At 68.3% G+C, this 23,937-nt stretch carries 15 protein-coding genes; 9 read left to right on the top strand and 6 right to left on the bottom strand.

Going from position 1 to position 23,937, the window contains the following annotated elements:
- Positions 1-171 precede the first annotated feature (171 nt).
- Positions 172-1,125: a DNA cytosine methyltransferase gene (locus JS521_RS09780; RefSeq protein WP_205082323.1), complete on the top strand. Its 954-nt coding sequence runs from the start codon at positions 172-174 to the stop codon at positions 1,123-1,125.
- Between the two features lie 70 nt (positions 1,126-1,195).
- Complete coding sequence (locus tag JS521_RS09775) at positions 1,196-2,533, top strand: DNA cytosine methyltransferase (RefSeq protein ID WP_239487024.1); 1,338 nt, start codon at positions 1,196-1,198, stop codon at positions 2,531-2,533.
- Here JS521_RS09775 and JS521_RS09770 read toward each other — a convergent pair.
- From JS521_RS09770 to JS521_RS09760, 3 genes are read right to left on the bottom strand one after another with little or no spacing between them, the layout of a single operon-like run.
- A complete protein-coding gene (locus JS521_RS09770; RefSeq protein WP_205082322.1) occupies positions 2,455-3,357 on the bottom strand; it encodes a DUF6339 family protein in 903 nt (300 codons plus the stop codon). The genes JS521_RS09775 and JS521_RS09770 overlap by 79 nt on opposite strands.
- On the bottom strand, positions 3,354-4,346 hold the full coding sequence (locus JS521_RS09765) for a hypothetical protein (protein ID WP_205082321.1): 993 nt from the start codon (positions 4,344-4,346) through the stop codon (positions 3,354-3,356). Before JS521_RS09765 ends, JS521_RS09770 begins: the two co-directional genes overlap by 4 nt.
- Complete coding sequence (locus JS521_RS09760; RefSeq protein WP_205082320.1) at positions 4,343-6,448, bottom strand: helix-turn-helix domain-containing protein; 2,106 nt, start codon at positions 6,446-6,448, stop codon at positions 4,343-4,345. Before JS521_RS09760 ends, JS521_RS09765 begins: the two co-directional genes overlap by 4 nt.
- Before the next feature lie 633 nt (positions 6,449-7,081).
- On the opposite strand from JS521_RS09760, the gene JS521_RS09755 reads away from it, so the two are divergent.
- The 5 genes from JS521_RS09755 to drmB all read left to right on the top strand — a co-directional run bounded on the left by JS521_RS09755 (position 7,082) and on the right by drmB (position 19,331).
- Positions 7,082-7,435: a hypothetical protein gene (locus JS521_RS09755; protein ID WP_205082319.1), complete on the top strand. Its 354-nt coding sequence runs from the start codon at positions 7,082-7,084 to the stop codon at positions 7,433-7,435.
- Between the two features lie 115 nt (positions 7,436-7,550).
- Entirely contained in the window at positions 7,551-12,323 is a 4,773-nt protein-coding gene (locus JS521_RS09750; RefSeq protein ID WP_205082318.1) for a DEAD/DEAH box helicase, read from the top strand.
- Entirely contained in the window at positions 12,320-14,233 is a 1,914-nt protein-coding gene (locus JS521_RS09745; RefSeq protein WP_205082317.1) for a UvrD-helicase domain-containing protein, read from the top strand. Before JS521_RS09750 ends, JS521_RS09745 begins: the two co-directional genes overlap by 4 nt.
- A complete protein-coding gene (locus JS521_RS09740) occupies positions 14,230-17,490 on the top strand; it encodes a helicase-related protein (protein WP_205082316.1) in 3,261 nt (1,086 codons plus the stop codon). The genes JS521_RS09745 and JS521_RS09740 overlap by 4 nt, the downstream gene beginning before the upstream one ends.
- Positions 17,487-19,331 (top strand): MrfA Zn-binding domain-containing protein, encoded by a 1,845-nt coding sequence (drmB, locus tag JS521_RS09735; RefSeq protein ID WP_205082315.1) that lies wholly within the window; start codon positions 17,487-17,489, stop codon positions 19,329-19,331. Before JS521_RS09740 ends, drmB begins: the two co-directional genes overlap by 4 nt.
- A gap of 8 nt (positions 19,332-19,339) precedes the next feature.
- On the opposite strand, the gene JS521_RS09730 is transcribed toward drmB, so the two are convergent.
- Positions 19,340-20,062 carry an ATP-binding protein gene (locus tag JS521_RS09730; RefSeq protein ID WP_205082314.1) on the bottom strand — a complete coding sequence of 241 codons (723 nt, stop codon included), beginning with the start codon at positions 20,060-20,062 and terminating at the stop codon, positions 19,340-19,342.
- A gap of 137 nt (positions 20,063-20,199) precedes the next feature.
- Here JS521_RS09730 and JS521_RS09725 point away from each other — a divergent pair, with 137 nt between their 5' ends.
- A complete protein-coding gene (locus JS521_RS09725; protein WP_205082313.1) occupies positions 20,200-21,045 on the top strand; it encodes a helix-turn-helix domain-containing protein in 846 nt (281 codons plus the stop codon).
- Positions 21,045-21,233 carry a DUF397 domain-containing protein gene (locus tag JS521_RS09720; protein WP_205082312.1) on the top strand — a complete coding sequence of 63 codons (189 nt, stop codon included), beginning with the start codon at positions 21,045-21,047 and terminating at the stop codon, positions 21,231-21,233. Before JS521_RS09725 ends, JS521_RS09720 begins: the two co-directional genes overlap by 1 nt.
- Before the next feature lie 150 nt (positions 21,234-21,383).
- Here the strand turns inward: JS521_RS09720 and JS521_RS09715 are convergent, their stop codons facing one another.
- Together JS521_RS09715 and JS521_RS09710 are read right to left on the bottom strand one after the other, a co-directional pair.
- Positions 21,384-22,010 (bottom strand): DUF6879 family protein, encoded by a 627-nt coding sequence (locus tag JS521_RS09715; protein ID WP_205082311.1) that lies wholly within the window; start codon positions 22,008-22,010, stop codon positions 21,384-21,386.
- Between the two features lie 167 nt (positions 22,011-22,177).
- Complete coding sequence (locus tag JS521_RS09710; protein WP_205082310.1) at positions 22,178-23,548, bottom strand: NsdA family TPR-like regulatory protein; 1,371 nt, start codon at positions 23,546-23,548, stop codon at positions 22,178-22,180.
- Positions 23,549-23,937 lie beyond the last annotated feature (389 nt).

Here is a 23,937-nt window from a genome sequence, read left to right as displayed (position 1 = left end):
GGGGTTTAGGGGCCCCGTCAAGCGCCCCTGGCCGGGGTCCCCCCCGGCCTTGGGGGGGGGGGGGGGGGGCCCGGGGGGGGGGGGGGGGGGCCCCGCGGCCCGGGCGGCCCCCGCCGAGCAGGTAGCGGCGGCGGTCGAGCGACGGCGGACAGAGATCAAAGGCGGGGGCCTGTGAACAAGCTGCGGTTCGTCGATGTGTGTGCCGGTGCCGGGGGACTCGCGCTGGGACTCGAAGGGGCGGGGTTCGAACCCGCGCTACTGCTCGACAAGAAGCGAATCGCCTGCGAGACCCTGCGGTTGAACCGGCCCGAGTGGAACGTCCTGGAGATGGATCTTCTGGACTTCGACCCCTCCGAGCACCGGCACACCTACGACGTGGACCTTCTGTCCGCAGGTCTGCCCCGGGTGAAGTCCAGCGCGACCGTGGCGAGGACCGAGACGGAGGAGGAGCTGCGACTCCTGGAGGCCGCGGTACTGCTCGCCCCCTCCATCCAGCCCCGTGCACTGATCATCGAGAACGTTCCGGGCCTCGTGGACTCCCCCAAGTTCGAGGACACGCGGGAGTTCATCCGCAAGGAGCTCGAACACCTCGGCTACCGCTTCCGCTGGTTCGTCCTGAACGCAGCCGACTTCGGCGTACCACAGGACCGCAAGCAAGGGGTGCTCGTCGCGCTGAAGGAGCAGTACTTCGACGCGTTCGTGCCGCCGGCCCCGACGGTCACGGAGCATCTGCCGGTAGGTCGAGCACTGCGCCGGTCCATGGGCGCCCGCGGTTGGCCCGGGGCCGACGCCTGGGCGGCACAGGCCATCAGTGTCGCTCCGACACTGGTGGGCGGCTCGGACAACCGGGGAGGCGCGGACCTGGGGCCGACGGGGTCGAAGAAGGCGTGGGAACGGATGAGGGTCAATGGCGGAGCCTTGGCCAATGAGGTTCCGGGCCCGGACGACAACGTGTCGGGGATGATCAAGCTCACGGACGCGCAGGCGGCTTGTCTCCAGTCATTTCCGGAGGAGTGGAGGTTCGCCGGGAAGAAGACCGCGCGCTACCGGCAGATCGGGCACGCTTCTCCCCCACCCGTCGGAAAGGCGCTCGGAATGGCCGTTGCCACGGCCCTGAACAGCTGATTCGCGGACAGGCGGCAGGCTCCGAAGCATGCGGTATACCCAGCTGGACGGCCGGCTACACTTGCACACCATGACCCACCCCTCTTCTCCTTCACTTCCCCCTGCGAAATACGGGATCGTAGATCTTTTCGCAGGGCCCGGCGGCCTCGACATCGCCGCCACGATCATGAAGGACGAGGGCGTCGAGAGCATCGGCGTCGAGTGGGACGACGCCACCCGCGCCACGCGTGCGGCGGCCGGCCTCCTGACGACCGACGTGAAGGACGTCGCCGCGCTCGGCCCGTGCGACCCCTCCGTCGTCGAGGCGACCGTGCTCACCGGTGGGCCGCCCTGCCAGTCGTTCTCCGTGGCCGGCAGCCGCAAGGGGCATCAGGCTCTGGACGACGTGCTGCGCCTGGCCACGCGGCTTGCGGACCACGAGGACGAGGCTTCGTTCGATGTGGCCTGGAAAGAGGTCAAGGCCGAGACCGACGCGATGTCGGACGACCGGACCGGCTTCGTGCTGCAGCCGCTGCGCTGGATCATGGAGGCGAAGCTCAAGCGCCGCAGGCCGTACGAAGTGGTCGTGCTGGAGCAGGTGCCCACTGTGCTGCCGGTGTGGAAGCACTTTGTGGACATCCTCCGAAGGACGGGCTACGCCGCCGAGGCCCACGTACTGCACACCGAGGATTTCGGCGTCCCGCAGACGCGGCGCAGGGCGGTCCTGATCGCGCAGTTCGACCCGGGAAACGAGCACCGTAAAGTCCGCTTCCCCGAGGCGACGCACCAGCGCTATCGGAAGGGTGCCGTACGGCTGCCACCGACCCACGACCACCAGGACGGATCTCTGTTCCGCACGTCGCGCAGTGGGGGCGACGTCGAGCCCTGGGTGTCCATGGGGGACGCGCTGCGTGCCACGCGAACGGCGGAGTTCGTCATGGTCTCCAACTACGGGTCCGGCGGCGATCCCAAGAACCGCGGACGTCGCGAGTCCGGGGAACCGGCCCCGACGATCACCGGCAAGGTGCGCCGCAACCGCCTGTACCACCTCAGGAAGGACACCTCGGGCGAGATCGTGATCAGGCTGGAGGACGAGCTCGATCGCCTCTCCGCCCAGGAGGCCGGTCTCCTCCAGTCCTTCCCCGCCGCGTACCCGTGGCGATCCACCGACGTGGCGCAGCAGATCGGCAACGCCATCCCACCTCGCCTGTCGCTGCACATCCTGAGCATGGCGCTGCTTCGCGAGCCGCCGCAGGAGAAGTGGTACACGCTGATGAAGGAATGGCGACCGTCGGAAGAACCGCCGCTGTCATCGGTTCCGCCAGCAGCCGTTCGACGGTCGCCGCCGCCTCAGACCTCGCCGCCAGCCTCCTCGTCGGCACCGGGTCGTCCCCGTACCGGTGCTTCGGCGAAGAGCGCCGCGAAGTGAACGGCGAGCACATCCACCGATCGCTCCGGAACCTTCTCCTCGTACGGCCCGATGGGCAGGTCCCTGCGCGGCACCGCCGGGGCTGACTCTGCCGCCTCGATCCACTCCCGAAGGGGCCTGCCGTCCCGTTCCGCATCGGGCGCGATGACGTCGTACATCAGCGTCGCGGCGGAGGCGTTGATGGCCGCCACCAGTGCGTTCACCTCCCGGCCGGTCCGTACGGTGCCCCGATCCATCAGGCGCACCATTGCCTGGGCCGTCGGCCGGTGGTCGACCATGTCGATCCGCAGTCCGGTGTTCAGCATGTCCTGGATTCCACACACGGTCACCACCGGCGCGTAGTCGGGGCCATCGCGAAACAACTCGGCAGCCCACCACAGTCGCGCGAACGCCTGGGTGTACGCCGGGCCTTGGAATCGCCTGACGGCAACCTTCGATGCGCCGTCTTCCGACTTGGCCACCATGTGGCGCCAGACCACGTAGTCCGGAGCCACCCCCAGGGCCAGGTAGTTCCAGATACGGCGGTCGGCCGCCTCCCGCCGGGTGAGCCTGAGCGTCGCGTGGAGGCGGGGGGCCAACCAAGCGTCGGCGTTGGTCGGTCGGTCGTCCCGGAACTGATACATCGCGTCGTCGATCAGGTCGCGCACCGGGGCCAGTTCCGCACGACTCTCACCATCGTGCGGCAGTGGTTCGGTGGTCTTGTTGAGCGCTATGGCGGGCGCGTCCTCCTTGCCCGAGAGCAGCCCTTCGGTGAGGTACTGCGCCGCGTTGAGATCCGCGAGCAATGCCAGGCGTTCCGGCAGGAAGTTCGGCTTGTCGGTCATGCGTCGGCCCCCCGGTGGATGCTGTCCAGGCCACGGATGGTGGCGCTCAGCGCCTTGGGCACGTCGCCCCTGCGCGTGGCGGCGTAGTGGATGCGCGGTTGGAGATCGGTCCATCCGGATGTTCCGGTCCGTCGCCGATGGACCTCGCTCAGCGCGTCCTCGACCGGGAGGTCGGGCACGACGTCGGGCAACATCTCGCGCAGCACCTCACCTCTCCAGTCGCGAGGGAACAGCGGTGTGCCGTCGTCCTCGATCTCCAGGTCGCCGATGGCGGTGTGGAAGACGGCAGTCCACACGTCCGTGCACATCTGGGCGATGAGCAGATCCCGCACCATGTTGTCGACCGAGGTGCCGTTGCCACCGACGAGGTCGGAGACTCCCTCGAAATCCTTGTTGATGTGGACGACGGGCAGGTCGCCGGACGTGTCCACGGCCCAAGGCACCTCCTGGAAGCGACGCAGCCACTGCGGGCCCTCGCGGAATCCGACCTCGACGACCTCGAGTTCCCTTTCACGCAGCGGGGCTTCGGCCTTCAGGTCGATGATCCAGTCCTTGGCCGAAGCCGCGATCTCGCGTCCCGCCACACCATCCACCGTGGCGACGACGTGGACGGACATCGTCGCCCGGTCCAGGTGGTCCGCACGCCACAGGTCGAGCTGCCCCTCCCACTTGCGACCGTTTTCGGCACCGGGGGTGAGGGCCGTGGAGATCCGTGTGTTGGTGGCCCCTTCACTCAGCACGACGACAACCGCCAGGTCCGTCCACGGGCTGTCGGGAGCGGTCGCTCGGCCCGGCACGGTGGCCGACACCTTCATACGGAGCCACTCCCAGTCGTCCCGTCCCGTCGAGCCGGGCGCGACGACCTGCTCGATGGCGGAGAAGGCGCTGGTGTCGAGGGGATCCCTGATGTCGTCCGGGCCCCGCAGTTCGACGGAGGTGACCCGGAGCGACACGACACCGGGAAGTCGCTGATACGGGAATGCCCTCATGCCTGGGCCCCCTTGTCGGTGCGGAGTTCCACGACGAGGCCGCTGAACTGGGCGCGTACAGGATGGGTGGTTACGTCGGTGGTTCCCCGGAAGGTCGCGGTGCGCGCGCCGGGGGCGAAGCGGATCGTGCCGTCGACGACTTCGCAGTTGTGCACGGCGACCAGCTCCGACCAGGCCAGAACCGGTCGGGGCCCGGAGCGCACATCGAGCTTGGCCACCGGTGCGGGGCGCCAGGAATCGCCGCCGGCGGGGATCTTCATCTCGGCCGTGACGCACCACGCACCGCTGTCGTCGATCCTGGCGTCGAGCTCCTCCAGCGTCGGCGGGCCGGCCGGGGGCGTGGGTCGAGCCGTCTTGCGCCCTCCCACGGACAGACGCTTGCGCAGTCGTTCCGGGCCGCCCTTGCGACTCTTCTTGGGCAGGGCGACCAATTCGCGCACGGCCTTGTTCGCCTGGTTCGTGAGTGCGCCGATTCGTCGGTACGCGGAGGGCGAATACAGCATGCGCAGCTCCTCGGTCTGCCCCCACTTGTCGTGCTCGGGCGGTTCGGAGGCACGCAGGAAGGCCTCGGCCTCGTCCGCGAAGGGAGCGTCCTCCCCTGCCGCTCTGCCCGCGAGCAGGACTGCCTGGAACGGGTTGGTGCCCACCGGAAGACCGGGCACCCAACCGATCTTGACCGTCATGCGGTTGCCCCGCATGGTCGTCACCCGGTTCGGCTTTCCGTCGTCGCCGTCCTCTGCCTCCGTGACCAGCACGACCGCCCGGTGCTCGACCGCGTTTCCGTGACCGGCGGGGGCGGGGACCATCAGGGGCACGGTCGCCATGGCCACCTGCCCGGTCTCCGTCATCCGGTCGACGGTCGTACCGTCCAGGAACGCCTGCAGTGCGCGAGTCCGGGAGGGTTGGGTCTCCCGGGGGTCGACCCGCGTCTCGGGGATGATCTCCACTCCGTTGCGGAGCGTCCTCACCGATGCCTCCAGCAGGGGCCGCTGTTTGCCACCGCCGGTCATGGCCGCCCAGAAGTTCCGGCCGAGCGCGTCCTTGAGGCGGTGGTGCATGCGGTGCACGCTGTCGTCGTCCTCGACGTCGGCGTCGGTGTCCGTCCCTTCGACGAGGCTGGCCACGTCGTGCGCGCCAACGATCAGGAAGGACGTGCCGGGCTCGGCGCTCTCCCGGGTGAGGTGGAGGCGCTCGACGCTCTCCTCGTCCGCCCACCACGAGCGGGCCACGTTCACGTCCTCCGCGTCCGGGTCGGGACGACCGAACCAGGCGGGGCCGGCCCACGGCTTTCCGTCCACCTTCCGCCAGGGAAGGTCGAGCCGTCCGACGAGCCGACGCTCGGTCCGTCCTTCGTGCGGCTCCGACAGGGTGGAGTTCATGAGGACCAGGCCGAGGCGGCTGGTCGCCCAGAGCGTCGCTTTGCCGAGGCCGTAGGACCCCCCGGCACCGCTCACCGACTTCTGGCTGTCGAGCTGCCGACGCACGACGGCGGCGAAACGACCGGTTTCGTAGTCGTCGCCCGTCAGCCCGGAGGCGTTGTAGTCGTCGATACGGAGGAGCACCAAGCGGTCCCGGTCGTACATGTCGCTCAAGCCGCCCGCGATCATGCGCCCGACCTTCTGGTCCTGCTGTGCGGCCGCCTCGTAGTGGGGCAGCAGATCGTCCCAGCGAATCTCGTCCCGGAATCGAGCCAGAGCCTCGCCCGACAGTTCGTGCAGGGTGTATCGGACCCGGACCGGCTGGGCGAGATCGAGCCGTTCGTCGAGGCTGTTCTGGGTCGCCTCCCGGGCCAGGACGCCGACATCGGCCTCGAAGGCGAAGGCCGCCGCATTCCCGAACTCGCGCCCACCGTCGGCGTGTCCCGGACGGTGGTACCAGGAGATCGGCAGGCCGGCCAAGGTGTCGGCGGTGCGGGTGTGGATCGTGCCCAGGTCCGTGCCGAGCGCCTCCGCGATCTTGTGGATCGTCTCCTCGCGCGGCGTCGCGCGGCCAGTGATCCAGGCGGAGACGGCAGCTCGCGTCATTCCTACCCGCTGAGCGAGATCCGCCTGACTCATGCCCGACTGCTTCAGCTGGCGGGCGAGCCAGGGACCGAAGTCCATACCGGGGTCCAACCTCATCACTCCTCAGCTGCGGCGTAGGCCATGACCTGCACGATACACCCACCATTTGACACTGACGGCCCGTCCGACAAAGACGTTTGACACCTTCCTCCGAAGGCCTCCCTCCTGCCTTCAACCCATTGGAAATAAGTCCGGAGATACACCGAAGAGGGAAGCTCGGGCAGATTCACCCCTCTCATCCCTTTGCTCCTTGTGCGTCCGAAACGCATACCCCGCAAGCATCCCGAAGAGGAGGGAAATCGCTCGCGACAAGGCCTTGTGGGCAAGCATTTCGGTCATGTAGCTTCAAGGCGGGGACGCCTCACCCGGCGCGACCGAACCTTTCCTTTCCGGGGGCCTTTTTCGCATGCCATAAATCGCTTCAAGGACCGCAGAGGAAACCCGTCCGGGAAATAACCAAACCCCTTGCCCCGGCCGGAAGAATGCGCTTGGCTTTTGGAACGTTTACCGCTCACGTTCTTTTCGCTCCGGCCCGTCATCGACTTCCCCACTCCCGAAGAAACCTTTCCTCCTGGCGACCGCACCCGTCACCCCGTGCGCTCCCGCCCTTCTGCACGTGCGCCATTTTCCGTCACGCCCGGTACACATCCTCAGAGCCCAGGGGGCACCGCCATGAACATCGACCCGCCCGATCCGGACGACGGCCCGTTCGGACTCGTCGAACAGTACGACTCCATCGAAGACCCGTGCCTGCGGTCCGAGTTTCTCGATGCCGTCGGAACGACGCGTTCGTACATCAACGCCCTCCGGCTCCGGCGTGACAAGGCGGCGGCCGGCGATGCCCCCGCCCCGGAAGCATCCGGCCCGCCGGAGGACAAGGGTCCGCAGCGCCGCGTTCCGCGTCTGCCGCTCCGCAACCGTGGCATCACCACCCGCCCGCCGAAGTACGCGGGCTCCGTCCGGAACAAGCGCCGCCGGAACCGTGCGCGCCCGGAATTCGTCGTCATCATCTTCAAGCTCGACTGACCCGGCACATCGTCGGACCCGGAGCTCCTATCGTGGAGTCGGGGCAGGTCGCATCCCCCGCTGCCGCCGGCCCCGACTCCCCCGCGTTCAACTCACGGCCACGGATTGGAAGACTTTGAACCACCCCTATGTGACGGACAGTTCGGGCGAGACCTCCGTCATCCGGACGATCATCGATCAGTCGGCGCGCGTACTCGCGGCGTATCGGATCGATCCGGGGCTGATTCTTGAGCACGCCAACGGTGAACGGCGAATCACTCAAGGCGGTTACGGGGACCGCCAATTGTTCGAGCTCGTACAGAACGCCGCGGACGAGATCGCGCACTCCCCGGGCGGGAAAGTCCATGCCGTCCTCACCGATGCGAACCTGTACTGCGCGAACGAGGGCAAGGAGGTCACGGCGGAAGGCGCCGAGACCATTCTCCGCATGAGCGTTTCGAAGAAGCGTGGAGGCCAGATCGGCCGCTTCGGCGTCGGAGTGAAATCGGTCCTCGCCGTCACGGACACACCTCAATTCTTCAGCACCTCAGGGGCATTCGGATTCGACCGGGCCTGGTCGCACGAGGAGATCCGAAAGGCAGGCGGCGACGCGGTGGATGCCGATTTCGAGGCCCCCGTCCTGCGCATGGCCCGCCCCCTGGAGGCCGCAAAGGAGCGCTCCGCCGATCCGGTCCTCGACGAACTGCTCGGCTGGGCCACGACAGTTGTGCGCCTTCCTCTCCTGCCCGGAGCGGCCGATCGGCTCGGGCACGACATTCACGCGGTCGCCGGCGGCCACGGGGCCCAGCGGGAGTTCCCGGCACGCTTCCAGTTGTTCTCCCACCACGTGGGCACGGTCATTCTGGAGGACCGGCGGACCATGCCGCAGATCCGGCGGGAGATCACCGTCGAGCACGAGGGGGTCGTGCACACGGTCCACGAGGCCCGTACGGGCAAGCCGGACTCCCACGACACCTGGAAGGTGTTCACCCACGCCCACCGGCCCACCGAACGAGCACGGGCCGGCGCGGGCGAGATGCATGACCGCGCGACGATCGACATTTCGTGGGCCGTACCCGAGTACACCGGTGACACGGTCCTCACCGTCCCCAGGGGGCGGGGGGAATTCTGGTCGTTCTTCCCGACCAAGTACCCGATGACCCTGGCGGGCATCCTGAACGGAGCCTGGAAGACGAACGAGGACAGGCAGAACCTCCTCGACTCCAGCCCGTTCAACGAGGAGATCATCCAGGTCGCGGCGAAGCTGGTCGTCGCATCACTGCCACAGCTGGCCCCGGCCGGGGATCCCGGCGCCTATCTGCCCCTGCTCCCCGGTCGGACCAGGGAGTCGGAGACCCTCAACTGGGCCGACAGGTACCTGACCGAACAGGTCTGGAAGCTGACCGCCGAACTCCCTTCCCTTCCCGACCAGGACGGCGTCCTGCGGCTCCCCCGCGAGTTGCGCGTCCACCCCGCGCCGGTGGGCAAGACACCGCTCAAGCTCGAATGGCTCCGGATGTGGAGCGCCTACCCCGGGCGCCCGAAGGCCTGGGTCCACCCGTCCGTGGAAGCCGCCGAGTTCCGTGCCGGCAAGGTGGGGCACATTCTGGAGCAGACGAGGCAGGGGCGGGCGACCGTTCGGGAGTGGTTGGAGGCTCTGGTCACTGACGGTACGGCCGAGGCCTCCGCCGTCGCGATCCGCATTTTCGCCGCGATGGTCCGCGAGGGGTCGCCCTTCGCGGACCAGGCCCGCGCGGCCCGCATCGTGTTGACCGAGGAGAGCGGGCTGGTACCCGCCGTGGTGGGCAAGGTCTTCCGCCGGGCCGTCCAGGACGGACTGCGGGACGGCACGACATACGTGGATCCCGCTCTGTCCGAGGACGAGTCGCTCATCCACGACCTCAACACCATCGGCATCCGGGAGGCGGATTCCCGAGGACGATTCATCGGAGTTCTGGAGCAGGGCTTCACCGGCTACGGCCCACAGGACTGGGCGCGGTTCTGGGAGCTGTTCCACAGCGCGGGCGGCAGCCAGGTGAGCGGCGAGGTAGTCGCCCGCGTGCCCGACCCGATGTCGACGCTGTCGGTCCGCACCGTGGACGGTCGCTTCCACCGCATGCGGGACTGCCTCCTGCCCGGGCCCGTGGTGCCCTCCGACGGGAGCCGGGACCGGTCCGTCGCGGTGGACCTCGACTTCCACTCCGACGACCGAATGGTCTTCCACGAGTTCGGCCTGCGTGCGGCACCGACCGCCGGTCACCGTCCGTCCGAGGACGAAGCGTGGTTCGGCGAGTACTCGACGGCGATCTACGACAGCTATTGCCGCACCCTGAGCAGCAACGCGTCACGTCCGAGCATCACCAGGCTCAAGCTGGAGGGCTCCCCCGTCGGGGGGCCGTTGCACCTCCTGGAGCTCCTGTCGGACGAGGGGCGAGCGGCCTTCGTGAAGGCGCTGCCCGACGGAAGCGTCATCGACAGCTGGACCATGCAGTTCGGCACCCAGGTGTCCACACGCAAGCCCATCTACTCCCCGCTGCGCTGGATGCTGGCGCGGCTCGGCCGGATCCCCACCTCGCAGGGCGTCGTCCCGCTCTCCGACGCCGTGGGTCCTCAGCTGCACGCGTACGCCGATGTCCTGCCCGTCGCGGACATCAGCGCCGAGAAGGCCCGCAAGCTCCACCTGCCCACGCTGGTGGAGGACGTGCCGGCGAAGCAGTGGGCCCGCCTGCTCGAACAACTCGGCTCCAGTGACGACGACACTTTCGTCGGGCGTACGTACGTGATGCTGACGCGACTGGGGGTCGACTTCCCCGAGGGAGAGCTCACCCGTTGTCGAATCGGATCGGAGTGGTCCGCGCGGGAGGACGACAAGATCGCCGTCGCGGCATCCGAGGCGGAGTACCGCACGCTGCGTGCGGAGCAGATCCCGGCGCTGCTCGCAGGCAGTGACGAGGACGCCGCCCTGCTCGTCAAGACGTGGGGCATGCTCCGTTACAGCGACGTCGTCAGCAAGGAGACGCGGCATGTCGGCATCGGTGAGCCCACACTTCTGCACGACGAGTTCCCCACGCTCCGCCAGCGGATGGGAAATGCCGTCAACAATTACCGGCTGCAGCCCTGTTCCGAGCTGGAAGAGGTGACCCGTACCCCCCAGGGCAGCTGGCCAACGCCCCTCAAGAGCGCACTCCAGGGCAACACCGTGCTCGTCCTCGAACCCGCGGACCGACTCGCCGCCCTCGTAGCGGTCGACCGTGAGCTGCGCTGGGGACTGAAGGAAGCGGGATGCCGCGCGGTTCTCGACGCCCAGGAGCGGCAGGAGGCCGACCAGCAGCTCCAGGCAGCCCTGCGCCGGGTCCGGGAGGCGGAGAGCGTCGAGGAGAAGCTGGAACTGCTCATCGGCGAAGCCGCGCTCCGGGCGGGTCTGCCACCCGGCCTCCTGGAGAGCGAGCGGGCCGAGCTGGGGGACGTCGAGCCGTCGGCCCGCCGGATCGCACGGATGGCGTACAACGCCCACGGGGACGGCGTTCTGCAGATGCACGCCCGTGATCTGCTGGCCGCCTATCCGAGCCATGCGCCGTCCGGCTTCACCGGCTCCTCGCCCGCGGTGAAGTTCGTCTCCGACTTCGGCTTCCCCGACTCCTTCGCCGGCACCAGGACTCCGTCGCTGCCGCCGAGGATCGAGATTCCGGGCCCCACCGAGTTTCCTCGGCTGCACGACTACCAGGAACGCCTCGCGGCGAAGGTCTTCGCGATGCTCGACCGGTTCGCACCGCAGCGCGGGATGCTGTCGCTGCCCACCGGCGCGGGCAAGACCCGAGTGGCGGCGGAGGCCGTGATTCGCTGGGTCAAGTCCGTGGGAGAGCTGGACGGTCCCATCCTCTGGATCGCCCAGACCGAGGAACTCTGCGAGCAGGCCGTCCAGAGCTGGAGCTTCGTCTGGTCGAAGGTCGGCGCGGAGAGCCCGCTCACCATCAGCAGGCTGTGGACCACCAACGAAGCGGGTCCGGTGAGCGACCGCCCGCACCTCGTGGTCGCGACGGACGCGAAGCTCCGCAACTGCCTCGACACCGAGGGATACACCTGGCTCCGGCGAGCGAGTCTGGTCATCGTCGACGAGGCGCATGTCGCCATCTCGCCCCAGTACACGAAGATCCTCGAGCAACTCGGCCTGACGGCACGGGATACGGGTCGTCATCTGCTGGGGCTCACCGCGACACCGTTCCGCAACACGAACGACGAGGAGACCCGACGCCTGGTCCAACGCTTCGGTGGCCAGCGCCTCGACGACGGTGTCTTCACTACGGGTGACGCCTACGGGGAACTGCAGGAACTCGGGATGCTGGCCAAGGTCGATCACCGGGAGCTCATCGGCGGAACCATCGAGCTGACCAACGACGAGAAGGAGCGGGCCGACCAGATGAGCCTGCTGTCGAAGGCCGCCGAGCAGCGTCTCGCCGGCGATCACGACCGCAACAAGCGCATTCTGGAGGAGATCGGCGAGATGCCCGCCGACTGGCCCGTCCTGGTGTTCGCCACCTCGGTGGCGCATGCCAAGTTCCTCGCCGCGAAGCTCAAGGACCGAGGCATCACCGCCGCTTCGGTCGACTCGGCCACCTCGGCTGGAGAGCGCAGGAAGAGCATCGACGACTTCCGTCGCGGTCGCGTGCGTGTCCTCACGAACTACGGTGTTCTGACACAGGGGTTCGATGCTCCGGCCACCCGGGCCGTGGTCGTCGCCCGCCCCACCTACAGCCCGAACGTCTACCAGCAGATGATCGGTCGCGGTCTGCGCGGTCCCGGCAACGGGGGCAAGGAGACCTGCCTGATCCTCAATGTCCGGGACAACATCACCAACTACGGCAAGGCGCTCGCCTTCACGCAGTTCGAGCACCTGTGGAGGGCCAAGTGACCGACGCGTACCACGACAGCCCGCCCTTGACCGAGGAACAGCGGGCCGTGGTCGAGCAGCCCTGGGACGCCCGGCTGCTGGTCACCGCCGGCGCGGGCGCGGGCAAGACACACACGCTGGTCCGCCGCCTCGACGCCCTCATGGGACATGAGGACGACGCGCTGGAGGCGGGCGAGATCCTGGTGCTCAGCTTCTCGCGCGCGGCGGTCCGCGAGCTGCGCGAGCGCATCGCGCTGCACGCCCGGGAGGCACGCCGGGTCCGTGTGCAGACGTTCGATTCCTGGGCGTACTCGGTGCTGCGCGCCGAGCAGCCCGACCGGGACTGGGGTGCGCTGCGCTTCGACGAGCGGATCAGGGAGACGACCGAGGCCGTTCTCCGGGGCGCGGTCGAGGAGAGCGAACAGGGCGCCCCGGCCCATGTCGTGATCGACGAGGTCCAGGACCTGGTGGGTGACCGCAGGGACATGGTGGAGACGCTGCTGGACCGCTTCCAGGACAACTGCGGGTTCACGGTGGTGGGGGACGGTGCCCAGGCCATCTTCGGCTTCCAGGTGTCCGACCAGGATGCCCGTGCCGCGGAGACCAACTACTTCTTCGACTGGCTGCGGGCCTCCTACCCGGACGATCTGATCGAGCTGCATCTCACCACCAACTTCCGGGCCCGGACCCAGGAGGCACGTACGGCGCTCACGCTCGGCGACGCTCTCAAGAGGCTGCCGTCAGAACCCGCCGAATCCGATGCGGCGGGCGAGAAATTCCACCGGCAGCTGACCGATCTCCTGCGGTCGTGCCCCGATCTCAGTCCTGTGGAGGCGGAGTCGACCGTCGAGTCGCTCCGCGGCTACCCGGGCACCTGCGCCATTCTCTGCAGGGACAACCGCCAGGCGCTCGTGCTGTCCGAGAAACTGTTCTCCCTCGGCGTGCCGCACCGGGTCCAGCGCGCGTTGCAGGACCGCCCTGTCCCGGCCTGGGTCAGCTCTGTCCTGAAGGAAACCGGTAGCACAACGCTGACCGAGGAGCGCTTCCTGGAACTGCTCGCCACCGGACCGACCGCTCCCGTCGGGGACCATGCGCGGATCTGGCGCTCCCTGCGGGGCGCCGCCCGCGCGCCCAGAGGGTTGATGGATGTCTCGGCGATACGGCGCCTGGTGGCGGAGGGACGCTTCCCTGACGACTTGGCGGCCGTGGAACCCTCGAACCTGGTGGTGTCGACCGTGCACCGCGCCAAGGGGCTCGAGTTCGATCGGGTGATCGTGGTCGAACCGGCCACCACCGCGGAGCTGCGCAAGCAGCACAGCCACGTGGACCCGGCGGCCGAGGCTCGTTCGCTGTACGTCGCGATGACCCGCGCCCGGGACGACCTGTTCCGCATCGCGGCACCGGACACGGCACTCGTGCGCCGGGACCGGGTGACCGATCGGTGGTACCTCGGCGGGTGGAAAACGTACATCCGCGACGGCATCGTCGCCGGGGGACAGGACGTGTGTCGGGAGCACCCGCCCGGCACGGACGGCTTCGTCGACGACGCGGCAGGCGTGCAGGACTACCTGGCGTCGTCGGTCTCGCCCGGTGACGTACTGACGCTCCGCCCCCAGCACGAGATGACCATGGCCGCCGACCAGAGCCCTCCGTACACCGTGTTCCACGGAGATCGCGCGATCTCCGTGGTCTCGGAGCGGTTCCGCAAGGATCTCCACACCTCCCTGAAGATCAACAAGACCTGGGAGATCAACTGGCCGGTGGAGATCACCGGATTCCGGGTCGACTGTCTGGAGAGCGTCGCGGGCAGCACCGCGTCCGGTGCCCGCGCCGGGCTCGGCGACCACGGCGTCTGGACCGTGCCCCGCATGTCAGGACTCGGGCGCTACAGGCGCGCCGCAAGGAACACGCAGGAAGGCATCGTCGGATGACGGACGGGACCAGCACACACACCGCCCACTACGCGCTTCGGGAAGGTCTCGTCGAGCAGCTCCGCAGAGACCTGCTCGGCCCGGGCTCCGCCGACGAGGTCCTGACCCAGGATCCGCCGATCACCACCTACCCGATAGGGGTGTTGTTCCCAAGGGCCTCCGATCCCGAGTCCGGGCGGGCGCTCCAGGAGGACGCGGCCGAGAACGACGGACTCGACGACGCTCCGCTCGTGCGGAGGGGCCGGGACATCGAAGACCCGCTGCCAGAACCCGGTACGGCCCATATCGGCGACCGACGCCCCTCCTCCATGGGGCTGACGTTCGCCGTGGACCCGGCGGTCGCTCCCCGACTTCTCGTGCACACGGAGGTCGCGGCCTACGACCCGGTCGACGCCGAGGGGCGCCCGGTGGCCGCAGAGCGGGCCGAGGCCCGGACGGTGTCCGAGCAGAAGGAGCGGTGGCGTCGGCGCGAGCTGTCCATGCGCCCCGTGACCGTCGATGTGACCGTTCCCCGCCGCTATCGGCTGGACGACATTCGCCAGGACAGGGCGCCGACCGAGCCGATCGACGGCCCGGCGTTGGACATCGTCGTCCGGCGGAAGGCCCCGGGGAGCGGCACCGTCACCGTGACGATCACGCTGATCAATACGCACCGCGTGGGCAAGTACGCCTTCCAGGACGCGTTCTGCCTCTACCAGCCCCGCCTGACCGTGATCACCGAGTCCGGCGAGCCGGGCTTGGTCGACCGCCCGTCCGAACGTACGACGATCGACGAGGAGGTCGCCACGAGTCGACTGCTGCACCGGCACGCGCCGACCTTCGCCGTCGGTCACGGCTGCTCGGCGGACTGGGACTGGACCCCGCCCCCGATCGGTGACCCGAACACCCGCCGCGCGGCGATCACGACCGTACGCACCGAGTTCGTTCCTGCGCACGATGTGCTCCTCACCGACTCCAACCCCGACATCGACGACTCGGCCCTCACCATGGAGGGCCTGGCGACCCGCCCCGAGAGCGAGGTTCTGGCCGCGCTCAACGACCTGATGGCCGGGTACGCCGAGTGGATCGACCGCAAGGAGGCGGAGGCAGAGGCCTTCCGGGGCACACCGCACGAGGCTCCGGCACGGAAGCAGATCGAGCACTGCCGCGCGGCGCTGGCCCGCATGCGTCGAGGCATCAGGGTCCTCGGTACGGACAGCGAGGCGATGCGGGCGTTCCGTCTCGCCAACCGTGCCATGTCCCAGCAACGGGGCCGCAGCGAGTGGGTGAAGAACGGCCGGGTGGGCGATCCGGACACGTCCGCGAGTCGGTGGCGACCGTTCCAGATCTCCTTCGTGCTGCTCTGCCTCGAAGGGATCGTGGACCCGAAGCACGACGACCGTCAGATCGCCGACCTTCTCTGGTTCCCCACCGGTGGTGGCAAGACCGAGGCGTATCTCGGTCTGATCGCCTTCACGACCTTCCTGCGCCGTATGCGGCACAAGGAGCGGGGCGGGGGTGTAACCGTGCTGATGCGCTACACCCTGCGACTGCTCACCCTGCAGCAGTTCGAGCGTGCCGCGTCCCTGATCTGCGCCATGGAGCGCATTCGCCTCGGGGACGAACGAACGCTGGGGACGGAACCCATCTCCATCGGCATGTGGGTGGGCCAGTCCGCCACACCGAACAAGCTGTCGGTCGCCGAGGAGAGCCTCGTGGAGCTCAGGAAGGAGAAGGAACTCCAGGAGAAGAACCCGGTCCAGCTGCACGCGTGCCCCTGGTGCGGCACGCGCATCGACGCGTTCCAGTACGAGGTCGACGAAGAGGCGAAGCGGATGCACGTCCGCTGCCCCGGCACGTGGTGCGACTTCCGAGACGGACTGCCGGTCCACCTGATCGACGAGGCCGTCTACGACGCGCGACCGACGCTGGTGATCGCGACCGTCGACAAGTTCGCCGCCATGCCGTGGCGCGAACAGACCGCGGCACTGTTCAACCGTGACCGGGAGGACGACACACCTCCTCCGGAGCTGATCGTCCAGGACGAGCTGCACCTCATCTCCGGACCACTCGGAACACTCACCGGGCTGTACGAGACGGCCGTGGACCTGCTGGCCAGCAAGCCGAAGATCATCGCATCGACGGCGACGATTCGTCGGGCCTCCGATCAGGGCAAGAGTCTGTTCGCCCGCGAGGTCGTCGCACAGTTCCCGCCGGCGGGCATCGATGCCAGGGACTCGTGGTTCGCCGTGGAAACGCCCAAGGAGCGCAAGGCGAGCAGGCAGTACGTCGGCCTGCTCACGCCGAGTACGAGCCAGTCCACGCTGCTCATCCGTACGTACGCCAACCTGCTCCACCGGGCCGCGCAGGGCAAGGACGACGAGCAGGTCCGTGACGCCTACTGGACGCTCGTCGGATACTTCAACAGCCTCAGGCTGTTGGCCGCTGCCGAGCTGCAGGTCCACGACGACGTCGAAGCGCACCTCGGCTACCTGGCCGACCGTGACGGCAACGTACGGCGAAAGGTCCTGGAACAGACCGAGTTGACGAGCCGCGCCAACTCCAGCGAGGTGCCGAAACGTCTGAAGCAGGTGGAGCAGCGGTTGGGCCACCCCGATGCCGTGGACGTTCTTCTCGCCACGAACATGATCTCGGTCGGCGTCGACGTGGACCGACTCGGGCTGATGGCAGTCATGGGGCAGCCACAGACCACGGCCGAGTACATCCAGGCGACCAGTCGCGTGGGCCGCCGCCACCCCGGCCTGGTGGCCGTGATGCTCAACTCGAACCGCTCCAGGGACCGTTCGCACTACGAGAGCTTCCAGCACTTCCACTCAGCGCTGTACCGCGAGGTGGAGTCGACCAGCGTGACACCGTTCTCCTCCCGCTCCCGCGAGCGGGGCCTGCACGCCGTCGTCGTCGCGCTCGCACGGATCATGATCCCCGAGGCCCGCCCGAACGACGGTGCGGGGCGGATCGACGAGTTCCGCGCCGAGCTGGACCGGCTCGTACGGTCCACTCTGCTGAAGCGGGTCGAGAAGGTCGACAAGGAGGAGTACGAGGCGACGGCGGACGCCTACGACGAGTTCGTCGAGTGGTGGTCCGATCTGGCGGCGTCCCAGGGCGGTCTGCTCTACGAGCCGAAGCGGGGCAAGCGAACAGCCTCGCTGCTCTGCTCGTTCGACGACGAAGACCCCGACGAGAACGCCTGGCAGACGCTCTGGAGCCTGCGCGATGTCGATGCCGAGTCCGGTCTGTTCATGGAGGCAACCCGATGACCCCGCCCCCCTCTCGACGCCGCCGGACCGGAGCGCCGGAGCGCAGCTATCCCCGTCGCGGTTCCGTCCGGCGCGCCCAGATGATCACGACCTACGGCGTCGGGTCGATGGTCGCTGTGGACAACGAGTCGTTCATAGTGGCCGGAACCGACTCCTGGAACATCAGCGACGCACCGACCATCCACGAGCATCGCTTGGCCCGGGTTCTCGGGGTGAAGTCGTTCCGCCTCCCCCCGGCATCGGACGACACGAGCAAGGACGGCGTGCACGTCCGCCGGTTCCCCCTGTGGCATTCCTGCCCGAAGTGCCAGGCCCTCCAACACGTACGGCAGTTCAACTCCCCTCCGGGGAAGAACGAATGCGGTGACTGCGAGGAGGACCTCGTTCCCTCGCGTTTCGTCATGGCCTGCGCGAAGGGACACATCGACGACTTCCCGTACTGGAAGTGGGTGCACCGCAAGAACCGGCAGGAGGGCGAGACGGGTCTCTGCGGCGGAGCGATGCGACTGCGCACGAGCGGAAAGACCGCCTCCCTCCGGTCGGTCCTGATCTCCTGCACCTGCGGAGTGCCCGAGGTGTCGATGGAGGGCGCGTTCAGCGGAACGGCTCTGTCGGACCTGAAGGTGTTCTGTAGTGGCAAGCGACCCTGGTTGAAGGACGCTCCGACCGATCACTGCTCGGAGAGGCCGCGCACGCTGCAGCGCGGTTCGTCCGTCGCCTGGCAGCCGATCGTGCGGACGGCGTTGTCGATCCCCCCGTGGAGCGACGAGCACTTCACTCGGCTCCAGGCCGACATCGACCCCCTCCGCGAGCTCTACCTCGCCGGAAACAGGGACGGCATCGAGATCTACCTCAAGGCCATCACGGTGAGGGAGAAGTACGAATTCTCGGTCGAGAAGGTCCTCGCCCTGCTCGAAGCGGAGAACCAGGAGGACGCGGGCTCCGATGAGGAAGTCACCGTGGACAACGCCTTCGTCAGGCTCCGGAAGCAGGAGTACGAACGGCTGATGGCGGGGCGGCCCGAGAAGGGGACCGCTCGCGACGACCAATTCGTCTGCGAGCCCCCCCGTTCCTCCCCGGCCGTGCTGACCCCGTACGGGGTCACAGGTCCGATGCTGGTGAAGCGACTGCGGGAAGTACGTGCCCTGAAGGCGTTCTCGCGGGTCGACACCCCCGAGACCCGCGCGGACGTCCACGAGGCGGCCCTGTCCCTGAAGGAACTCGACTGGCTGCCCGCGATGGAGGTCCAGGGCGAGGGCGTCTTCCTCCGGCTCGACGAGGAACGGCTGGACACCTGGGCCCGAAGCGTCGCCGTGGCAGCGCGTGCCGATCGCATGCGGGCCAACCACACCCGGATGATGCACGAACGCGCCCAGGATCCGGACTCCGTGCCCGACTCGCCCGCCTCCCCCCGCATGGTCCTGCTCCACACCCTGGCGCACTCGCTGATCAATGAGTGGAGCCTGGACGGGGGATATCCCGCAGCGTCCCTGCGGGAGCGGCTCTATGCGAGTGACACCATGGCGGGCATCCTCATCTGTACCGCGACGAGCGACTCCGCGGGCAGCTTGGGGGGACTGGTCGCACAGGGCGAACCCGACCGCCTCCGGAAGTCGTTGGACTCGGCTCTGGACAGGGCGCGTTGGTGTTCCGCGGACCCTCTGTGCGTCGAGTCGGAGGGAAGCGGTGTCGGCGGGATCAACATGGCGGCCTGCCACGCCTGCGTGCTGCTGCCGGAGACGAGTTGCGAGCACAACAACGGCCTGCTCGACCGTGCTCTCCTCGTCGGCACGCCGGAGGACCCGTCGATCGGATTCTTCGGCGACGTACTGAACGACTGAGCCCACGGTCACGCGGCTCCGGTCAGCTCCGCCTCGAAGTGCGTCTGCGCGCGGTCCAGGGCCCCGTCCGGATCACACCCGTGAGCCCGGAGCCAGTGGAGGAGGTCGGCGATCACATCGATGGCCGACTCCTCCGCGTGCGCCACGGTCAGCGGCCCCCGCTGGACGCCCTTGTCCCTGCCGGAAACCCCGAGCAGCCCGAGCAGCGCTTCGGCCCTCGCGACCTGGGGCCCGTCCATGTGGTCGACCGACGACCGCAACCCGGTGACCAGCTCGCACCAGGTGGCCTTCGAGCCGGCCCGGAGAACGACACCCCAGCGGTCTGCGAGAGCATCCACGAGAACCAGTCCGCGCCCGCACTCCTCCCCGTCCTCCCGCGTGGCGAGAACGGGGACGCCCCGTGTGTCCGGGTCGCTCACCTCGATACGCAGGCGACCGCCGTTCATGGACACGGCGAGGCGTGCGCATGTGCCCGGCCCCACATGCTTGAACACATTCGCTGCCAACTCCGAAGCGCAGAGCTGGGCATCGGGGGCGATGTCGGTCAGGCCCCAGAGGTCCAGCCGAAACCTGACCGCGTTTCTCAGCCCCGCCAACCCTGCCGGCTCCGCCAGGAATGGCATCTCCCAGGCCCTGCGCACCACACCGAAACGACAGCCGTCCATGTCGATCACCGCTCCCAGCAGACTCGCCATCACCAAGCGTGACAACGCGTAAGAGAAGAGTGTCATTGGAACTCTCATTTTGGAACTCTCACCAATGACTCTCGGGAGCCCGCCCGCGTGCCGCACGCCCCCAGCGCACGCCCACTTGCCCGTACAACGATCAGCCGTGCACGCTCTGAAGCGTCGACGTGAGGAACCCAGCCATGACAGTCGGACCCACCACCCGCAGGCGCCAACTCGGTGCCGACCTGCGCCGCCTGCGTGAGCGCAAGGGCCTCACCCTGGAGGAGGCGGGCGCGCTGGTCGGCATCTCCAAAGCGACCCTGAGCCGCTATGAGCGGAAGGAGGGCGCGGTCAAGTGGCCGGCTGTGGACGCACTGTGCCGCGAGTACGGCACCACGGACGACGAACGCTCCTCACTCGTCGAGCTGGCCAAGGGCGCACGCATCCAGGGCTGGTGGCGTTCGCTCGCGGATCCCGTCCCCGAGTCCATGAACCTCATGCTGACCCTGGAGGACGAGGTGGTCAGCGAGGACCACTACGCCTGCATGTACGTCCCCGGGCTGCTCCAGACGCGCGCCTACGCCGAGGCCGTGCACCGCGCCAGCGAGATGCGGTGCTCGGACCAGGAGATCGAGCACATGGTGGACATCCGCATGAAGCGGCAGGAGCTGCTCGAACGACCCGAGCCACCCCACATCTGGGCGGTGGTCGACGAGGCGGTGATCCGCCGCGTCGTGGGCGGACGCGAGACCATGCGGGCACAGCTGCGCCACCTGCTCGAACAGGCCCGGCGCCCTCATGTCACCGTGCAGATCCTGCCGTTCGAGACCGGTGCCCACGCGGCGGCCGTGGGCAGCTTCGTCGTCCTCGGCGGCCCGACTCCAGAGCTCGACGTCGTGTATGTGGACATCATCGGAGGCGGCCTCTTCATGGAGAAGCCCCAGGAACTGTCACGCTATAAGTTGGCGTTCAATTATCTGCGCGCGCAGGCCCTGAACATCGAGCGGTCTGCCGCGCTCCTGGAGCAAGTGAGTAGGGAGCTTTGATGGTTCACCGTGCCGGTCATTGGTTCAAGTCGTCGTACAGCGGGGGTACCGGAACGGAGTGCGTGGAGGTCGCCGACCTGTCCGCGACCGTGGGAGTACGCGACTCAACGAGGCCCGAGGGTCCTCGTATAGCTGTCGGCCACGCGGCCTGGGCCGGTTTCGTCGCTGGTGTGCGGGGGCGGAAGTAGCGGCCATCGCTGCGCTGGTTCCGCGAGCGCGAGCCGCCCCTCCCCGTCCGGAGTCGCACAGGGACAGCGAGACCTGTCGGTGCAGGGCGACCGTGTCGAAACCCGCCGACCAGAGTTCCGCATTCCGGTGTGCACCCCCTGCATCTGCTCCTACTCGCCGCTGCTCAGCTTCGCCGAGAGTTCTTCGTGCGGTACCGCGTGATGCCATGCCGCGTCACGAATGACGGAGTACCGGACGGTGTCAGCCGGCTCTGTGATCAACTCGACGTCTACGAGGTGGTCGCCGTCGTCGAATCTCAGCCTTGCGGCCAGTCGATTGTCGAACAACCAGAAGTCCTCAGGTGGTAGTTGGAGGCGAGTGGCGTCTGCGCGCCATAGGCCCCGAATATCCTCCCCCAGACGGCTGTTCCGCTTGGCGTTGTTCAGAAGGTAGAGCTGGCCCGTTGTCGGGGGCTGATCGACGATCCGTACTCGTTCGACGCGCTTGCCCTGGGCGGTCTGGGACCGGATCAGCCCGCAGTACGGATCGCCCTCATCCCATTCGACCCTGCCGGTCTCGACGAACTGGCGGTAGGTGTCCGTGGCTTCGTCGCTGGCGTAGCGTCGCCGGGTCTCCAGCCGCCAGGCCGAGTGGCTGAACGTACGGAACAGCCCCTCGAACTCGTCCAGATCGATGATCCGGGCCTGCCGAGTCGCGCCCTTCGGCGTCCGGTCGCCCAGAAGCTCCCGTGGCACGGCCACCTCGCCGTCCGATAGATGCCCTAAATGACGCGCCATAACAATCGTCCTTTCACCTCGAAGGGCATTCAATCCGCTAAGTGAAAGTGAGCCAGGAGATGGTGGCGCCTATCCTCCGGCACGATCTCCTGAACCGCCTCGTAGAAGGACAAGTTTCGCGCAGCGCTTGTGCCGGCTCGGGAGTCTTGCCTTCTCAGCCCCGGGAGCTACCCCTTCATCCCCGCCACCTGCCGCGACCGCTCCTGAAGTTCACGCGCCGCCCGGAGCTTGCCGTACGGCGCGATGCGCTTGCGCATGGTCGTGAAGTGCTCGTCGCCGCGCGCGGAGGACAGGCCCACGTAGTCGTCGAGGAAGGTGCCCCACGTGGTGCAGGCCTCCTCGATGTGGCCGAACTCGAACTGCCGTTGGGCCATGACCGCGTTGGCGTGGAGGCGCCCCTGCCTCTCCTGTTTGGGCTGGACGCGGAGTGAGGTCTTCAAGGCTGCGATGGAGCCCGGCAGGTCACGTGTCTCGTAGAGCACGTGGGCCACGTGGAACTGGTAGGCGGCCTGGTCGTAGCCGCCGATCGACTCCCGCCTCGAATCGGCTCGGGAGAGTGCCACTTCGGCCTCGCGCAGCCGCTCGAAGGCCCGGCGGCGTTCGCCGACCATCGATGAGGCGTGGGCCTGCTGCCCGCGGAGGAAGGCCACCAGGCGCGGCCCGGCATCGGGTGCCGCCTCGGCCGCCGAGTCGGCGAGTTCCAGGGCTTTCTGGCCGTACCGCAGATTGGACGCCTGGAGGCTCATGCCGCGCAGCGTGCGGCAGTACGTCACGTGGTCGGACGCTTCCTGGGCCAGGCGCAATGCCTTCACGTAGTACTGCTGGCCGAGGCCGTGGGCCCGCTCGTACATGGCCATCCAGCCGGTGAGGTAGGTCAGGTCGGACGCGGCGGAGAGCATGTCGCGTCGAACCGGTCCGGTCGCGGAGGCGCGCAGGTACGGCGCGACGGTGTTGACGAGGAACGCGGCGGCCATGGGGCGGGCGTGCCCGGCGCCGAGCTCGTCCAGGATGTCCGCGATGCGGTCCGTCATCGTCCGGACGGTCGCCACCTCTGCCGCACCGATGCGCCCGGTCGGCCGGACCGAACGTTCCCGTTCGTCGGCGTAGGCCTCACCTGCGAAGAGGGGAACGGCCAGGGCAGCCGAGTACAGCCCTGCTGCGACAACTCCGCGCCGTGAGGGATCCATGTCAGCCCTTCCGAGGTCCAAGAGGGAGTCTGTGGTGTCTGTGGAGTCCGCTGCCCGCCCCGGCTTCGGCGAGCGCAGGCCCGCTTCGGCTGAGGTCACCGGACGGCCGAGCTTGCGTTCGAGCACTTCGACGATCACCGGCCGGACCTGTGCTCGCGGCTGCGTGCCGCTCAGCCAGTGCGAAACGGCGGACTGGTCGTACTTCAACGTCATGCCCGCTTCGGCAGCCGTGCGATTCACGGCGTTCGCGAGCTGCGTCCTGGACCATCCGGCCTGTTCAAGAAGGTCCTCAAGGCCTGAGTTGCGGTCGCTCCCAGGTGCCACGGGCACACCAACTCCCCGGAAATTCATGGCTTTCACGGTTACGCCTGTCTCCAACGGTACCGGGATGAGCACGGCGCGCAGTTATCTCTACACAGAACGCGATCAAAAGCGGCCATGAGCGGAGATGCCTGGTGACCGACGTAGTGAAGACAAGCAGCGCCTCCGGTGCAGGCCGCCCGAGCGCGGTGGCGGCCGGTGGGGAGACGGACGCGGAGCAGGAGGTGGGGCGCGTCCTCGGGTTCCGCCTCGGCACGACCACGCGCACGGAGCTCGACAGCGCAGTGGTCTCCCTCCGAGGGCGGGTGGGTTCCCTCGTCGGGCCGGCCCCCCCCCGGGGGGGGGGGGGGGGGGGGGGGCCCCCCCCGGGGCGCCCGGGGGTGCCACACCACCCCCGCCAACCAACCCCCCCCGCAGCC

Source organism: Streptomyces durocortorensis, from assembly GCF_016901035.1.
Taxonomy (GTDB): domain Bacteria; phylum Actinomycetota; class Actinomycetes; order Streptomycetales; family Streptomycetaceae; genus Streptomyces; species Streptomyces durocortorensis.
The sequence above is the reverse complement of the archived record's forward strand: the minus strand, read 5'-3'. Positions and strand labels throughout refer to the sequence as shown.

Excerpts from the sequence above, each read along its gene's own strand:
- JS521_RS09775 (WP_239487024.1), top strand. The coding sequence starts at position 1,196 with ATGACCCACCCCTCTTCTCCTTCACTTCCCCCTGCGAAATACGGGATC.
- JS521_RS09770 (WP_205082322.1), bottom strand. The coding sequence starts at position 3,357 with ATGACCGACAAGCCGAACTTCCTGCCGGAACGCCTGGCATTGCTCGCG.
- JS521_RS09765 (WP_205082321.1), bottom strand. The coding sequence starts at position 4,346 with ATGAGGGCATTCCCGTATCAGCGACTTCCCGGTGTCGTGTCGCTCCGG.
- JS521_RS09760 (WP_205082320.1), bottom strand. The coding sequence starts at position 6,448 with ATGGACTTCGGTCCCTGGCTCGCCCGCCAGCTGAAGCAGTCGGGCATG.
- JS521_RS09755 (WP_205082319.1), top strand. The coding sequence starts at position 7,082 with ATGAACATCGACCCGCCCGATCCGGACGACGGCCCGTTCGGACTCGTC.
- JS521_RS09740 (WP_205082316.1), top strand. The coding sequence starts at position 14,230 with ATGACGGACGGGACCAGCACACACACCGCCCACTACGCGCTTCGGGAA.
- drmB (WP_205082315.1), top strand. The coding sequence starts at position 17,487 with ATGACCCCGCCCCCCTCTCGACGCCGCCGGACCGGAGCGCCGGAGCGC.
- JS521_RS09730 (WP_205082314.1), bottom strand. The coding sequence starts at position 20,062 with ATGACACTCTTCTCTTACGCGTTGTCACGCTTGGTGATGGCGAGTCTG.
- JS521_RS09725 (WP_205082313.1), top strand. The coding sequence starts at position 20,200 with ATGACAGTCGGACCCACCACCCGCAGGCGCCAACTCGGTGCCGACCTG.
- JS521_RS09720 (WP_205082312.1), top strand. The coding sequence starts at position 21,045 with ATGGTTCACCGTGCCGGTCATTGGTTCAAGTCGTCGTACAGCGGGGGT.
- JS521_RS09715 (WP_205082311.1), bottom strand. The coding sequence starts at position 22,010 with ATGGCGCGTCATTTAGGGCATCTATCGGACGGCGAGGTGGCCGTGCCA.
- JS521_RS09710 (WP_205082310.1), bottom strand. The coding sequence starts at position 23,548 with ATGAATTTCCGGGGAGTTGGTGTGCCCGTGGCACCTGGGAGCGACCGC.